The sequence below is a fragment of the Citrobacter sp. FDAARGOS_156 genome (genome assembly GCF_001559235.2).
GTDB classification, from domain to species: domain Bacteria; phylum Pseudomonadota; class Gammaproteobacteria; order Enterobacterales; family Enterobacteriaceae; genus Citrobacter; species Citrobacter youngae.
Genome location: NZ_CP014030.2, coordinates 1,219,866 through 1,235,601 on the forward strand (window position 1 = coordinate 1,219,866; position 15,736 = coordinate 1,235,601).

12 protein-coding genes are annotated in these 15,736 nt (G+C 53.0%); all 12 read left to right on the forward strand.

Annotated elements, in window-relative coordinates:
- Positions 1-15: 15 nt before the first annotated feature.
- The 12 genes from bamA (at position 16) to tilS (ending at position 15,690) form a co-directional block, all read left to right on the forward strand.
- Positions 16-2,436, forward strand: coding sequence for an outer membrane protein assembly factor BamA (bamA, locus tag AL515_RS05925; RefSeq protein WP_061067279.1), 2,421 nt, complete (start codon positions 16-18; stop codon positions 2,434-2,436).
- A 122-nt stretch (positions 2,437-2,558) separates the two neighbouring features.
- Positions 2,559-3,044 carry a molecular chaperone Skp gene (skp, locus tag AL515_RS05930; RefSeq protein WP_005132103.1) on the forward strand — a complete coding sequence of 162 codons (486 nt, stop codon included), beginning with the start codon at positions 2,559-2,561 and terminating at the stop codon, positions 3,042-3,044.
- Between the two features lie 3 nt (positions 3,045-3,047).
- Positions 3,048-4,073 (forward strand): UDP-3-O-(3-hydroxymyristoyl)glucosamine N-acyltransferase, encoded by a 1,026-nt coding sequence (gene lpxD, locus AL515_RS05935; protein WP_040230032.1) that lies wholly within the window; start codon positions 3,048-3,050, stop codon positions 4,071-4,073.
- Positions 4,074-4,176: 103 nt separating this feature from the next.
- Positions 4,177-4,632, forward strand: coding sequence for a 3-hydroxyacyl-ACP dehydratase FabZ (fabZ, locus tag AL515_RS05940; protein ID WP_003018528.1), 456 nt, complete (start codon positions 4,177-4,179; stop codon positions 4,630-4,632).
- 3 nt (positions 4,633-4,635) lie between these two features.
- Entirely contained in the window at positions 4,636-5,424 is a 789-nt protein-coding gene (gene lpxA / locus AL515_RS05945) for an acyl-ACP--UDP-N-acetylglucosamine O-acyltransferase (RefSeq protein ID WP_005132096.1), read from the forward strand.
- Positions 5,424-6,572 carry a lipid-A-disaccharide synthase gene (gene lpxB, locus AL515_RS05950; protein ID WP_061067280.1) on the forward strand — a complete coding sequence of 383 codons (1,149 nt, stop codon included), beginning with the start codon at positions 5,424-5,426 and terminating at the stop codon, positions 6,570-6,572. Before lpxA ends, lpxB begins: the two co-directional genes overlap by 1 nt.
- Complete coding sequence (gene rnhB / locus AL515_RS05955) at positions 6,569-7,165, forward strand: ribonuclease HII (RefSeq protein ID WP_061067281.1); 597 nt, start codon at positions 6,569-6,571, stop codon at positions 7,163-7,165. The genes lpxB and rnhB overlap by 4 nt, the downstream gene beginning before the upstream one ends.
- A 24-nt stretch (positions 7,166-7,189) precedes the next feature.
- Entirely contained in the window at positions 7,190-10,672 is a 3,483-nt protein-coding gene (gene dnaE / locus AL515_RS05960) for a DNA polymerase III subunit alpha (protein ID WP_105242148.1), read from the forward strand.
- 12 nt (positions 10,673-10,684) lie between these two features.
- Entirely contained in the window at positions 10,685-11,644 is a 960-nt protein-coding gene (gene accA, locus AL515_RS05965; RefSeq protein ID WP_061067282.1) for an acetyl-CoA carboxylase carboxyl transferase subunit alpha, read from the forward strand.
- Positions 11,645-11,743: 99 nt separating this feature from the next.
- Complete coding sequence (ldcC, locus tag AL515_RS05970) at positions 11,744-13,882, forward strand: lysine decarboxylase LdcC (protein WP_061067283.1); 2,139 nt, start codon at positions 11,744-11,746, stop codon at positions 13,880-13,882.
- A gap of 64 nt (positions 13,883-13,946) precedes the next feature.
- Positions 13,947-14,336 carry a VOC family protein gene (locus tag AL515_RS05975; protein WP_048212638.1) on the forward strand — a complete coding sequence of 130 codons (390 nt, stop codon included), beginning with the start codon at positions 13,947-13,949 and terminating at the stop codon, positions 14,334-14,336.
- A gap of 61 nt (positions 14,337-14,397) precedes the next feature.
- Positions 14,398-15,690 carry a tRNA lysidine(34) synthetase TilS gene (gene tilS, locus AL515_RS05980; protein ID WP_061067284.1) on the forward strand — a complete coding sequence of 431 codons (1,293 nt, stop codon included), beginning with the start codon at positions 14,398-14,400 and terminating at the stop codon, positions 15,688-15,690.
- Positions 15,691-15,736: the final 46 nt, after the last annotated feature.

Below are 15,736 nucleotides of genomic sequence, written 5' to 3' on the forward strand. Positions count from 1 at the left end.
GAACGCATAATAACGATGGCGATGAAAAAGTTGCTCATAGCGTCGCTGCTGTTTAGCAGCGCCACCGTATACGGTGCTGAAGGGTTCGTAGTGAAGGACATTCATTTCGAAGGCCTACAGCGAGTCGCCGTTGGTGCGGCTCTCCTCAGTATGCCGGTGCGCACAGGCGACACGGTTAATGATGAAGATATCAGTAATACCATTCGTGCTCTGTTCGCCACCGGTAACTTTGAGGATGTCCGCGTCCTGCGCGATGGTGATACCCTTCTGGTTCAGGTAAAAGAACGTCCGACGATTGCCAGCATCACTTTCTCCGGTAACAAATCGGTGAAAGATGACATGCTGAAACAAAACCTCGAGGCGTCTGGCGTACGTGTTGGCGAGTCTCTGGATCGCACAACGCTTGCCGATATCGAAAAAGGTCTGGAAGATTTCTACTATAGCGTCGGTAAATACAGCGCCAGTGTGAAAGCAGTGGTCACGCCGTTGCCGCGTAACCGCGTTGACCTCAAACTGGTCTTCCAGGAAGGCGTTTCGGCGAAGATCCAACAGATCAATATCGTCGGCAACCATGCCTTCACAACCGACGAGCTTATCTCTCACTTCCAACTGCGCGATGAAGTACCGTGGTGGAACGTGGTGGGCGATCGTAAATACCAGAAACAGAAACTGGCGGGCGACCTTGAAACCCTGCGCAGCTACTATCTGGATCGCGGCTATGCTCGCTTCAATATCGATTCCACGCAGGTTAGCCTGACGCCGGATAAAAAAGGTATCTACATCACCGTTAACATCACAGAAGGCGAGCAGTACAAGCTTTCTGGGGTCCAGGTGAGTGGTAATCTGGCCGGGCACTCTGCCGAAATTGAGACCCTGACGAAAATCGAACCGGGTGAACTCTATAACGGCACTAAAGTGACCAAAATGGAAGATGATATCAAGAAGCTACTGGGACGCTATGGTTATGCCTACCCGCGTGTACAGTCGCAGCCTGAAATCAACGATGCAGACAAAACCGTTAAATTGCGTGTAAACGTGGATGCGGGTAACCGTTTCTATGTGCGTAAGATCCGTTTTGAAGGTAACGACACCTCGAAAGATTCCGTGCTGCGTCGCGAAATGCGCCAGATGGAAGGTGCCTGGTTGGGCAGCGATCTGGTTGACCAGGGTAAAGAGCGTCTGAACCGTCTGGGTTACTTTGAAACTGTCGATACCGATACTCAACGTGTTCCGGGCAGTCCTGATCAGGTTGATGTGGTTTATAAGGTGAAAGAGCGCAACACCGGTAGCTTTAACTTCGGTGTGGGTTACGGCACTGAAAGTGGCGTGAGCTTCCAGGCGGGCGTTCAGCAGGATAACTGGTTAGGTACCGGTTATTCCGTCGGGATTAGCGGCACCAAAAACGACTATCAGACCTATACTGAGCTGTCTGTCACCAACCCGTACTTCACCGTCGATGGTGTGAGTCTCGGTGGCCGTGTCTTCTATAACGACTTCCAGGCGGATGATGCAGATCTGTCCGACTATACCAACAAAAGCTATGGTACGGACGTAACGCTGGGCTTCCCGGTCAACGAATACAATACGTTGCGTGCAGGCCTGGGTTATGTACATAACAAACTGTCCAACATGCAGCCGCAGATTGCGATGGATCGTTATCTTGAATCCATGGGTGAAGACAATACCAACAGCTTTGCCGCGGATGATTTCACCTTCAACTACGGTTGGACCTACAACAAGCTGGACCGTGGGTATTTCCCTACGGAAGGTACGCGTGTCAACCTGAACGGTAAAGTGACCATCCCGGGTTCTGACAACGAATACTATAAAGCGACGTTGGATACGGCGACCTATGTGCCGATCGATGACGACCACAAATGGGTGGTTTTGGGACGCACCAAGCTGGGTTATGGTGATGGCATTGGCGGCAAAGAGATGCCGTTCTATGAGAACTTCTACGCGGGTGGTTCCAGCACTGTACGTGGCTTCCAGTCAAACACCATTGGTCCAAAAGCAGTCTATTTGCCAGGTGCTAAATCGGATTCCAATTCGAGTAACTATGAAGAGTGCTCGAGAACTGACAATAAACCTTGTCAATCAGACGATGCAGTCGGCGGTAACGCCATGGCTGTAGCGAGCCTGGAATTTATCACACCTACGCCGTTTATCAGCGATAAATATGCTAACTCGGTCCGTACTTCCTTCTTCTGGGATATGGGTACCGTGTGGGATACGAACTGGCAGAATACCGCTGACACCCGTGCAGTTGGCGTGCCAGACTACAGCGATCCGAATAATATCCGTATGTCTGCGGGTATCGCGTTACAATGGATGTCCCCATTGGGGCCGTTGGTTTTCTCCTACGCCCAACCGTTCAAGAAGTACGATGGAGACAAAGCGGAACAGTTCCAGTTTAACATTGGTAAAACCTGGTAATTGTTCTTCGCAAAGGAATGTAGTGGTAGTGTAGCGCTGACTTTAGGCGATCTTGCATGGGATCGCCTGGCCACGCAAAGAACTGCACCTTCGGGTGCAAATGGGATGGTAAGGAGTTAATTGTGAAAAAGTGGTTATTAGCTGCAGGTCTCGGTTTAGCGATGGCAACGTCCGCACAGGCTGCTGACAAAATTGCAATCGTCAACATGGGTAGCCTGTTCCAACAGGTTGCACAGAAGACGGGTGTTTCTACTACGCTGGAAAATGAGTTCAAAGGCCGCGCCAGCGAACTGCAGCGTATGGAATCCGACCTGCAATCTAAAATGCAGCGTCTGCAATCAATGAAAGCAGGCAGCGACCGTACCAAGCTGGAAAAAGACGTAATGGCTCAGCGCCAGACTTTCTCTCAGAAAGCGCAGGCTTTCGAGCAGGATCGTCAACGTCGTTCTAACGAAGAACGCGGCAAGCTGGTTAATCGTATCCAGACAGCTGTGAAATCTGTTGCGAGCAGCCAGAGCATCGATCTGGTTGTTGACGCGAACACCGTTGCATACAACAGCAGCGATGTAAAAGACATCACCGCTGACGTACTGAAACAGGTTAAATAAGTAATGCCTTCAATTCGACTGGCTGATTTAGCAGAGCAGTTGGATGCAGAATTACACGGTGATGGCGATATCGTCATCACCGGCGTAGCGTCCATGCAATCTGCGCAAACTGGCAATATCACGTTCATGGTGAATCCAAAGTACCGTGAGCACCTGAGTGCATGCCAGGCTTCTGCCGTTGTGATGACGCAGGACTCCCTTCCATTTGCTAAGAGTGCTGTGCTGGTAGTGAAGAATCCCTACCTGACCTATGCACGAATGGCGCAAATTTTAGATACCACGCCTCAGCCTGCGCAAAATATTGCACCGAGTGCAGTAATCGATGCGACGGCGAAGTTGGGTAACAATGTTTCTGTGGGCGCGAATGCGGTCATTGAGTCTGGCGTAGAACTGGGCGATAACGTGGTTATCGGCGCAGGTTGCTTCGTTGGAAAAAACACAAAAATCGGCGCAGGTTCACGCTTGTGGGCGAATGTGACGATTTACCACGACATTCAGATCGGTGAAAATTGCCTGATCCAGTCCAGCACCGTTGTCGGATCCGACGGATTTGGTTACGCGAACGATCGCGGTAACTGGGTGAAGATCCCGCAGCTTGGTCGCGTGATTATTGGCGATCGTGTTGAGATTGGCGCATGTACCACCATTGACCGTGGTGCGCTGGACGATACCGTGATCGGTAATGGTGTTATCATTGATAACCAGTGCCAGATTGCGCATAACGTCGTGATTGGCGACAATACGGCTGTAGCCGGTGGCGTCATTATGGCGGGTAGCCTGAAGATTGGCCGTTACTGCATGATTGGCGGCGCCAGCGTGATTAATGGGCATATGGAAATATGCGACAAAGTCACGGTAACTGGCATGGGTATGGTGATGCGTCCTATCACTGAACCGGGCGTCTACTCCTCAGGCATTCCGCTACAACCCAACAAGGTATGGCGTAAAACAGCTGCACTGGTGATGAACATTGATGATATGAGCAAGCGCCTCAAAGCGATTGAGCGCAAGGTTAATCAACAAGACTAAAGCACCGTCTTTGCATGTCTGACTTTTCGGCCTGTCCCATTCATACGATTGCGACAGGCCGTGTTATTATTGCCTTTTAGTATATTTTGACAGGAAGAGTATTTTGACTACTAACACTCATACTCTGCATATTGAAGAGATTTTAGAACTTCTGCCGCACCGTTTTCCGTTTTTACTGGTAGACCGCGTGCTGGATTTTGAAGAAGGTCGTTTTCTGCGCGCAGTGAAAAATGTATCCGTTAACGAGCCTTTCTTTCAGGGCCACTTCCCGGGTAAACCGATTTTTCCTGGCGTGTTGATTCTGGAAGCGATGGCGCAGGCCACGGGTATTCTGGCGTTTAAAAGCGTAGGAAAACTGGAACCGGGCGAACTGTATTATTTCGCTGGTATTGATGAAGCACGCTTTAAGCGTCCCGTCGTGCCTGGCGATCAGATGATCATGGAAGTGACTTTCGAGAAAACGCGCCGCGGCCTGACCCGTTTCAAAGGGGTTGCACTGGTCGACGGTAAAGTTGTGTGCGAAGCAACGATGATGTGTGCCCGTAGCCGGGAGGCCTGATACGTGATTGATAAATCCGCCTTTATTCACCCAACAGCCATTGTCGAAGACGGCGCCAGCATTGGCGCTAATGCTCACATTGGCCCATTTTGTATTGTTGGACCCCATGTTGAAATTGGTGAGGGTACCGTACTGAAGTCTCACGTTGTCGTGAATGGCCATACAAAAATTGGTCGCGATAACGAGATTTATCAGTTTGCCTCCATCGGTGAAGTGAACCAGGACCTGAAATATGCTGGTGAACCGACCCGTGTGGAAATTGGCGATCGCAACCGCATTCGCGAAAGCGTCACCATTCATCGTGGCACAGTGCAAGGCGGTGGGTTGACGAAGGTGGGCAGCGATAACTTACTGATGATTAACGCACACGTTGCGCATGATTGTACGGTAGGTAACCGTTGCATTCTGGCGAATAACGCGACACTTGCCGGACATGTTTCGCTTGATGATTTTGTTATCATCGGCGGCATGACCGCGGTGCATCAGTTCTGCATTATTGGTGCACACGTGATGGTGGGTGGCTGCTCTGGCGTAGCCCAGGACGTCCCGCCATACGTTATCGCCCAGGGTAACCACGCGACGCCATTTGGCGTTAACATCGAAGGTCTGAAGCGTCGCGGATTCACCCGTGAAGCCATTACTGCGATCCGCAACGCCTATAAAGCGCTGTACCGCAGCGGTAAAACGCTTGAGGAAGTGAAACCGGAAATCGCCGAACTGGCGAAGCAGTACCCCGATGTTCAGGCTTTTAGTGACTTCTTTGAACGCTCAACGCGTGGTCTGATTCGTTAATGACTGAGCAGCGTCCTTTAACGATTGCCCTTGTCGCCGGAGAAACCTCCGGCGATATTCTTGGTGCCGGTTTAATTCGTGCACTCAAGGCCCGTGTTCCCAATGCGCGGTTTGTTGGCGTTGCGGGTCCATTGATGCAGGCGGAAGGTTGTGAAGCCTGGTACGAAATGGAAGAACTGGCAGTAATGGGCATTGTAGAAGTGCTCGGGCGCCTGCGCCGTTTACTGCATATTCGTGCCGATCTCACTCGCCGATTTACCGACTTAAAGCCGGATGTTTTCGTTGGCATTGATGCGCCTGATTTCAACATTACCCTCGAAGGCAACCTGAAATCGCAGGGCATAAAAACCATTCATTACGTCAGCCCCTCTGTATGGGCGTGGCGACAGAAACGCGTTTTCAAAATAGGCAGATCCACCAATATGGTGCTGGCCTTTCTGCCTTTCGAAAAAGCGTTTTATGACAAATTTAACGTCCCGTGCCGCTTCATCGGCCACACTATGGCGGATGCCATGCCGCTGGATCCGGATAAAAACGCAGCGCGTGATGTGTTAGGCATTCCTCATGATGCTCACTGCCTGGCGCTTTTGCCTGGGAGTCGCGGTGCAGAAGTGGAGATGCTCAGCGCCGATTTTCTGAAAACGGCGCAGCTATTACGTCAGCATTATCCGGATCTCGAAGTCGTCGTGCCGTTGGTCAATGCCAAACGGCGCGAGCAATTTGAACGTATCAAGGCTGAGGTTGCCCCGGAACTTTCCGTGCATATGCTCAATGGAATGGGACGCGAAGCAATGGTCGCCAGTGATGCTGCGCTGTTGGCCTCTGGCACGGCTGCACTGGAATGTATGCTGGCGAAATGCCCGATGGTGGTTGGCTACCGTATGAAACCTTTCACTTTCTGGTTGGCAAAACGTCTGGTGAAGACTGATTACGTTTCGCTACCTAACCTGCTAGCGGGAAGAGAACTGGTTAAAGAGCTGTTGCAGGATGAATGTGAGCCGCAGGCGCTGGCGCACGCGTTGCTGCCTCTGTTGGCGAACGGTAAAACCAGCCATGCGATGCACGACACGTTCCGCGAATTGCACCAGCAGATCCGTTGCAATGCGGATGAGCAGGCGGCGGATGCAGTCCTGGAGTTAGCACAATGATTGAATTTGTTTATCCACATACGCATTTGGTAGCGGGTGTGGATGAAGTTGGACGTGGTCCATTGGTTGGCGCGGTAGTGACTGCCGCGGTCATTCTGGATCCGGCTCGTCCTATTATTGGTCTGAACGACTCAAAAAAACTGTCGGAAAAGCGTCGTCTGTCACTTTACGATGAAATCAAAGAAAAAGCGTTAAGCTGGAGTTTGGGTCGTGCGGAACCGCATGAAATCGACGAGCTGAACATTTTGCATGCCACCATGCTGGCGATGCAGCGTGCGGTTGCGGGTTTGCATATTGCGCCGGAATACGTACTGATTGACGGCAATCGTTGCCCGGCATTACCGATGCCGTCAATGGCGGTGGTCAAAGGTGATAGCCGCGTGGCGGAGATTAGCGCTGCGTCGATACTGGCAAAAGTCACCCGTGACGCTGAAATGGCGGCGCTGGATACGGTTTTCCCGCAGTATGGCTTTGCACAGCACAAAGGTTATCCGACCGCTTTTCATCTGAAAAAGTTGGCACTGCATGGCGCAACAGAGCACCATCGCCGTAGTTTTGGCCCCGTCAAACGCGCACTGGGACTCACGTCCTGATTCTTGTGTCGAAGGAATCTGAAGATGTCTGAACCTCGTTTCGTCCACCTGCGGGTGCACAGCGACTACTCCATGATCGATGGGCTGGCGAAAACCGGGCCGCTGGTGAAAAAGGCGGCCGCGTTGGGCATGCCTGCGCTGGCGATCACCGATTTTACCAACCTGTGTGGTCTGGTGAAGTTTTACGGAGCGGGTCATGGCGCAGGTATTAAGCCGATTGTTGGCGCAGATTTTCATGTCCGTAGCGAACTATTGGGTGATGAACTCACGCAACTGACTGTACTGGCTGCTAATAATACGGGCTACCAGAACCTGACGTTGTTGATATCAAAAGCCTATCAGCGCGGCTATGGCGCAGAAGGGCCGGTGATCGACAGAGACTGGCTGGTTGAGCTAAAAGACGGGTTAATCTTGCTTTCCGGCGGCCGTATGGGCGACGTCGGACGCAGCCTGTTGCGTGGGAACAACGCACTGGTCGACGAGTGCGTGGCGTTTTATGAAGAGCATTTCCCTGATTGCTACTTCCTTGAGCTGATCCGTACCGGTCGACAGGATGAAGAAAATTACCTGCATGCTGCGGTAGCGCTGGCCGAAACACGCGGCCTGCCGGTGGTCGCGACCAACGATGTTCGCTTCCTTGAAACCGGTGACTTTGACGCGCATGAAATCCGCGTAGCAATCCACGACGGATTCACCCTTGATGATCCCAAACGCCCGCGTAACTATTCGCCGCAGCAGTACATGCGCAGCGAAGATGAGATGTGCGAGCTGTTCTCCGATATCCCGGAAGCGCTGGAAAACACCGTCGAGATTGCTAAACGTTGCAACGTGACGGTGCGCCTGGGTGAATACTTCCTGCCGCAGTTCCCGACTGGCGACATGACCACCGAGGATTTCCTCGTCGCGAAATCGCGTGAAGGCCTGGAAGAACGTCTGGAATTTTTGTTCCCCGATCCTGAAGTTCGCGCGCAGAAGCGCCCGCCTTATGATGAACGTCTGGAAGTTGAACTTAAAGTTATCAACCAGATGGGCTTCCCGGGTTACTTCCTGATCGTAATGGAATTTATCCAGTGGTCGAAAGATAACGGTGTACCGGTAGGCCCTGGACGTGGTTCCGGTGCAGGCTCGCTGGTGGCCTACGCGCTGAAAATTACCGACCTTGATCCGCTGGAATTCGACCTGCTGTTCGAACGTTTCCTGAACCCGGAACGTGTCTCAATGCCCGACTTCGACGTTGACTTCTGTATGGAGAAACGCGACCAGGTCATCGAACACGTGGCGGAAATGTACGGTCGTGATGCGGTTTCGCAGATTATTACCTTCGGTACGATGGCGGCAAAAGCGGTTATCCGCGACGTGGGCCGCGTACTGGGTCACCCGTATGGCTTTGTTGACCGTATTTCGAAACTGGTGCCGCCCGATCCGGGCATGACGCTGGCTAAAGCCTTTGAAGCCGAACCTCAACTGCCGGAAATCTATGAGGCAGATGAAGAGGTTAGAGCGCTTATTGATATGGCGCGCAAGCTGGAAGGTGTCACGCGTAACGCGGGTAAGCACGCCGGTGGCGTGGTTATCGCACCGACCAAAATTACCGATTTTGCGCCGCTGTACTGCGATGAGCAGGGGCTGCACCCGGTTACCCAGTTTGATAAGAACGACGTGGAATACGCCGGTCTGGTGAAATTCGACTTCCTCGGTCTGCGTACGCTCACCATCATTAACTGGGCGCTGGAGATGATCAACGCGCGCCGTGAGAAGAACGGCGAACCGCCGCTGGATATCGCCGCGATTCCGCTGGACGACAAGAAAAGCTTCGACATGCTGCAACGCTCGGAGACAACAGCCGTCTTCCAGCTTGAATCCCGCGGCATGAAAGATCTGATCAAACGTCTGCAGCCTGACTGCTTCGAAGATATGATAGCCCTGGTGGCCCTGTTCCGACCGGGTCCGCTACAGTCAGGGATGGTAGATAACTTTATCGACCGTAAGCATGGCCGTGAAGAGATTTCCTACCCGGACGTACAATGGCAGCATGAGTGTCTGAAACCGGTACTGGAGCCGACCTACGGCATTATCCTGTATCAGGAACAGGTTATGCAGATTGCCCAGGAGCTGTCCGGATACACCCTTGGCGGCGCGGATATGCTGCGTCGTGCGATGGGTAAGAAAAAGCCGGAAGAGATGGCCAAGCAGCGCGGCACCTTTGAAGAAGGGGCGAAAAAGCGCGGCGTAGACGGCGAACTGGCGATGAAAATCTTTGACCTGGTGGAGAAATTCGCCGGTTACGGATTTAACAAATCGCACTCCGCTGCCTATGCGCTGGTTTCTTACCAGACGCTGTGGCTGAAGGCGCATTATCCTGCCGAGTTTATGGCGGCGGTAATGACCGCCGATATGGATAACACAGAGAAAGTCGTCGGACTGGTGGATGAATGCTGGCGCATGGGGCTCAAAATCCTGCCGCCGGACATCAACTCCGGGCTTTATCATTTTCACGTGAATGATGATGGCGAGATTGTCTACGGCATCGGCGCGATAAAAGGCGTGGGTGAAGGGCCAATTGAAGCTATTATTGAGGCGCGAAATGAAGGTGGTTACTTCCGCGAGCTGTTTGATCTCTGTGCGCGTACGGATATCAAAAAACTCAACCGCCGGGTGCTGGAAAAGCTAATCATGTCCGGGGCGTTTGACCGCCTTGGCCCGCATCGCGCGGCGTTGATGAACTCGCTCAGCGATGCCCTAAAAGCCGCCGATCAGCATGCGAAAGCCGAGGCAATTGGTCAGGCTGATATGTTTGGCGTACTGGCGGAAGAGCCGGAACAAATTGAACAGTCTTATGCCAACTGTACGCCGTGGCCGGAGCAGGTGGTATTAGACGGTGAGCGTGAAACGTTAGGTCTTTACCTGACGGGACACCCTATCAATCAGTATTTAAAAGAAATTGAGCGCTATGTTGGAGGCCACAGGCTGAAAGACATGCATCCGACAGAACGTGGTAAAGTCACCACGGCTGCGGGGCTCGTCATTGCTGCGCGGGTAATGGTCACCAAGCGCGGCAATCGTATCGGCATCTGTACACTGGATGACCGTTCCGGGCGTCTGGAAGTGATGTTATTTACCGATGCTCTGGATAAATACCAGCAATTGCTGGAAAAAGACCGCATACTTATCGTCAGCGGACAGGTCAGCTTTGATGACTTCAGCGGCGGGCTTAAAATGATGGCCCGTGAAGTCATGGATATTGACGAAGCCCGGGAAAAATATGCTCGCGGGCTTGCTATCTCGCTGACGGACAGGCAAATTGATGACCAGCTTTTAAACCGACTCCGTCAGTCTCTGGAACCCCACCGCTCGGGGACAATTCCAGTACATCTCTACTATCAGAGGGCGGATGCGCGTGCGCGTTTGCGTTTTGGCGCAACGTGGCGTGTCTCTCCGAGCGATCGTTTGCTAAACGATCTCCGTGGCCTTATTGGTTCGGAGCAGGTGGAACTGGAGTTTGACTAATACAGGAATACTATGAGTCTGAATTTCCTTGATTTTGAACAGCCGATTGCAGAGCTGGAAGCAAAAATCGATTCTCTGACTGCGGTTAGCCGTCAGGATGAGAAACTGGATATTAACATCGATGAAGAAGTGCATCGTCTGCGTGAAAAAAGCGTAGAACTGACGCGTAAAATCTTCGCCGATCTTGGCGCATGGCAGGTAGCCCAATTGGCGCGCCATCCACAGCGTCCGTACACCCTGGATTATGTCCGCCTGGCATTTGATGAATTTGATGAGCTGGCGGGCGATCGTGCCTATGCGGATGATAAAGCTATCGTCGGCGGCATCGCGCGTCTGGATGGCCGTCCGGTGATGATCATTGGTCATCAGAAAGGCCGTGAGACCAAAGAAAAAATCCGTCGTAATTTCGGCATGCCAGCGCCGGAAGGTTATCGCAAAGCGCTGCGCCTGATGGAAATGGCCGAGCGCTTCAACATGCCGATCATTACCTTCATCGACACCCCAGGGGCATACCCGGGCGTGGGCGCGGAAGAGCGTGGCCAGTCTGAAGCGATTGCGCGCAACCTGCGTGAAATGTCGCGTCTGAGCGTGCCGGTTATCTGTACCGTTATCGGTGAAGGTGGCTCCGGCGGCGCGCTGGCGATCGGCGTAGGCGATAAAGTGAATATGCTGCAGTACAGCACCTATTCCGTTATCTCTCCGGAAGGCTGCGCCTCCATTTTGTGGAAAAGCGCCGACAAAGCGCCGCTGGCCGCAGAAGCGATGGGCATCATCGCCCCGCGTCTGAAAGAGCTGAAGCTGATTGACTCTATCATCCCGGAACCGTTGGGCGGCGCCCATCGTAACCCGGAAGTGATGGCTGCATCCCTGAAAGCACAGCTGCTGGCCGATCTCGCCGATCTCGACGTGTTAAGCAAAGAAGATTTGAAAAACCGTCGTTACCAGCGTCTGATGAGCTATGGTTACGCGTAAACTGCATTAATTCTGAAAAGGGCCACAACGCTGTGGCCCTTTTTTTTACCTGCAGTTTGACCAGGCTATGCTTAACTAAGGTTTTTCCAGGAGGAACGCATGAATATCATTGCCATCATGGGACCGCATGGCGTCTTTTATAAAGATGAGCCCATCAAGGAACTTGAACGTGCGCTGCAGCAGCAGGGATTTCAGATTATCTGGCCGCAGAATAGCGTCGACCTGCTGAAGTTTATCGAGCATAACCCGCGAATTTGCGGCGTCATTTTTGACTGGGATGAATACAGTCTGGATCTGTGCAGTGACATCAATCAGCTCAATGAGTATCTCCCGCTCTACGCTTTTATTAATACCCATTCGACGATGGATGTCAGCGCACACGACCTGCGCATGGCGCTGTGGTTCTTTGAGTACGCATTGGGCCAGTCTGACGATATTGCTACGCGTATTCGCCAGTACACCAATGAATATCTCGACAACATTACGCCACCTTTTACCAAAGCGCTGTTTACCTATGTGAAGGAAGGGAAGTATACCTTCTGCACGCCTGGGCACATGGCGGGAACGGCATACCAGAAAAGCCCGGTCGGTTGCCTGTTCTATGATTTCTTTGGCGGCAATACGCTGAAGGCCGACGTGTCCATTTCGGTGACCGAGCTGGGCTCGTTGCTGGATCATACCGGTCCGCATCTGGAAGCAGAGGAATACATCGCGCGTACTTTTGGTGCCGAGCAGAGCTATATGGTGACCAACGGCACCTCGACATCGAACAAGATTGTCGGCATGTATGCTGCACCTGCAGGCAGTACGCTCCTGATTGACCGCAACTGCCATAAGTCACTGGCGCATTTGCTGATGATGAGTGATGTGGTGCCAATCTGGCTGAAGCCGACGCGCAATGCGCTGGGGATCCTCGGCGGTATACCCCGTCGGGAATTTACCCACGCAAGCATTGAACGCAAAGTTGAGGAAACCAATCAGGCGCAATGGCCGGTCCACGCGGTGATCACCAACTCCACCTATGATGGCCTGTTATATAACACCAACTGGATCAAACAAACGCTGGATGTGCCCTCCATCCATTTTGATTCAGCCTGGGTGCCGTATACCCATTTTCATCCGATCTATCAGGGGAAAAGCGGGATGAGCGGCGAACGGGTACCGGGAAAGGTGATTTTTGAAACCCAGTCCACCCACAAGATGCTGGCGGCGTTGTCACAGGCTTCGCTGATCCACATTAAGGGCGACTATGATGAAGACACGTTCAACGAAGCCTTTATGATGCACACCTCCACGTCTCCGAGCTACCCGATTGTGGCATCGATAGAAACGGCGGCGGCAATGCTGCGTGGCAATTCAGGCAAGCGGTTAATCAATCGTTCGGTGGAACGGGCGCTGCATTTCCGTAAAGAAGTGCAGCGGCTACGCGAAGAGTCAGATGGCTGGTTCTTTGACATCTGGCAGCCGGAAAGGGTGGATGAAGCAGAGTGCTGGCCGGTAGCGCCAGGTGAAGACTGGCACGGATTTGTCGATGCTGACGCCGACCACATGTTCCTCGACCCGGTGAAAGTGACCATTCTGACGCCGGGAATGGATGAACAGGGAAATATGAGCGAAGAGGGGATCCCCGCAGCGCTGGTGGCTAAATTCCTCGATGAACGCGGCGTCGTCGTCGAGAAAACGGGACCGTATAACCTGTTGTTCCTGTTCAGCATTGGTATTGATAAAACCCGGGCGATGGGGCTGCTACGTGGCCTGACGGAATTTAAACGTTCATACGACCTGAATTTACGCGTGAAAAATATGCTGCCGGATCTGTATGCCGAAGATCCTGATTTCTATCGTAATATGCGTATTCAGGAGCTGGCGCAGGGGATCCACAATCTGATCCGTCAGCACGATCTCTCCGGGCTGATGCTGCGGGCATTTGATACCTTACCGGAAATGAAAATGACACCTCACCAGGCCTGGCAGCGGCAGATCAAAGGAGAGGTCGAAACGGTAACGCTTGATCAACTGGTGGGGCGCGTTTCCGCCAATATGATCCTGCCTTACCCTCCCGGTGTGCCGCTGCTGATGCCCGGAGAAATGATCACTGCCAAAAGCCGCGCTGTACTCGATTTCCTGCTGATGCTGTGCTCGGTGGGGCAGCGCTACCCTGGATTTGAAACCGATATCCATGGCGCTAAACTGGGTGAGGACGGCGTGTATCGTGTGAGAGTCCTGAAAATGGCATAACGACTTGCCTGAACCCGTTGCGCACGAGTAACGTGCTGAGAGTAAAATTAAAGAGGCGAAGAGCATGCTGGGGTTAAAACAGGTTCACCATATTGCCATTATTGCGACGGACTACAGGGCCAGTAAGGCATTTTACTGCGATGTATTAGGTTTCACGTTAATGAGCGAAGCCTACCGGGAAGAGCGTGACTCCTGGAAAGGCGATCTGGCGTTGAACGGCCAGTACGTGATTGAGCTGTTTTCTTTTCCGTTTCCGCCTTGCCGCCCGAGTCGACCGGAAGCCTGCGGTTTACGCCATCTGGCGTTCAGCGTCGAGGATGTGGAAAAGTCGATTGCTCATCTTGAAGCCCATCATGTGAAATGTGAGCCGGTGCGCATCGATCCGTTTACCGGCAAACGCTTTACGTTTTTTAACGATCCAGACGGATTACCGCTTGAATTGTACGAGCTGTAAGGCTTGTCATTGTGGCGTTAGCCCGGTAACGTGCCGGGCAATGCTATTGTAAGCAATCATTATGACGACACTTACACTGAACACTTCACTTCTGAACACTAACGCGATCCTCGTTGCCTTTAGCGGCGGCCTCGACTCTACCGTACTACTGCATCAGTTGGTGCTGTGGCGAGCGCAGCATCCTGATGTCGCCCTACGCGCAATCCATATTCATCACGGATTAAGCCCGCACGCAGACAGTTGGGTACAGCACTGTGAGTCGGTATGTGCGCAGTGGCAGGTGCCGCTGGTGGTTGAACGGGTCCATCTTGAGGATGATGGCCTGGGCATCGAAGCGCAGGCTCGACGCGCGCGCTATCAGGCCTTTGCGCAGACCTTACTACCGGGCGAGGTGCTGATGACCGCTCAGCATCTGGATGACCAGTGTGAAACATTCCTGCTGGCGCTTAAGCGCGGCAGCGGTCCTGCCGGACTTTCCGCCATGGGGGAAAGCTCACCGTTTGCCGGAACTCAACTGATTCGACCGTTGCTGGCGCAAACGCGAGAAGCGCTTGAAGCATGGGCGCGACAGCATAAATTATGCTGGATAGAAGATGAAAGTAATCAGGATGATACCTACGATCGCAATTTCCTCAGATTGCGCGTTACCCCATTGCTCCAACAGCGCTGGCCGCACTTCGCGCAAGCCGTTGCCCGCAGCGCTGCGCTGTGCGCTGAGCAGGAGAGTTTACTGGATGAACTGCTGGCCAGCGATTTAGCCGATTGCATCACATCCCGCGGAACACTGTTACTGACGCCATTAATGATGATGAGCGGCGTGCGGCGTGCCGCGCTGCTTCGTCGCTGGCTGGCGGGGTTAAATGCGCCGATGCCTTCCCGTGATGGGCTGGAACGTATCTGGCAGGAAGTGGCGCTGGCTCGGGAAGATGCGTCACCAAGTTTTCGCCTCGGGGAGTACGAGGTCCGTCGTTATCAGTCACAGCTGTGGTGGGTGAAGTCAGTCGATGGGCAAAGCGAAACTGTTATCCCGTGGTTAGAGTGGAAAACACCGTTGGCGCTGCCTGCCGGATTGGGTTCGGTTCAGTTAATCTCTGCGGGTGATTTGCGCTTGCCGCAAGCGGATGAAGTCGTCAGTATCCGTTTTAAAGCGCCAGGGGTATTGCATATTGTCGGGCGTAACGGCGGACGGAAATTAAAGAAAATCTGGCAGGAGCAGGGGATCCCGCCCTGGCGACGAGATATCACACCGCTGCTGTTTTACGGCGAAACGTTGATTGCGGCTGCGGGTGTTTTCGTGACGCGTGAGGGGGCGGCGGAAGGCGAAGAAGGCGTGAGTCTGGTATGGCATGCCTGATGGTGATGCGCTTAACAGGCCTACGTATCACATGGAAAGTAGGCCG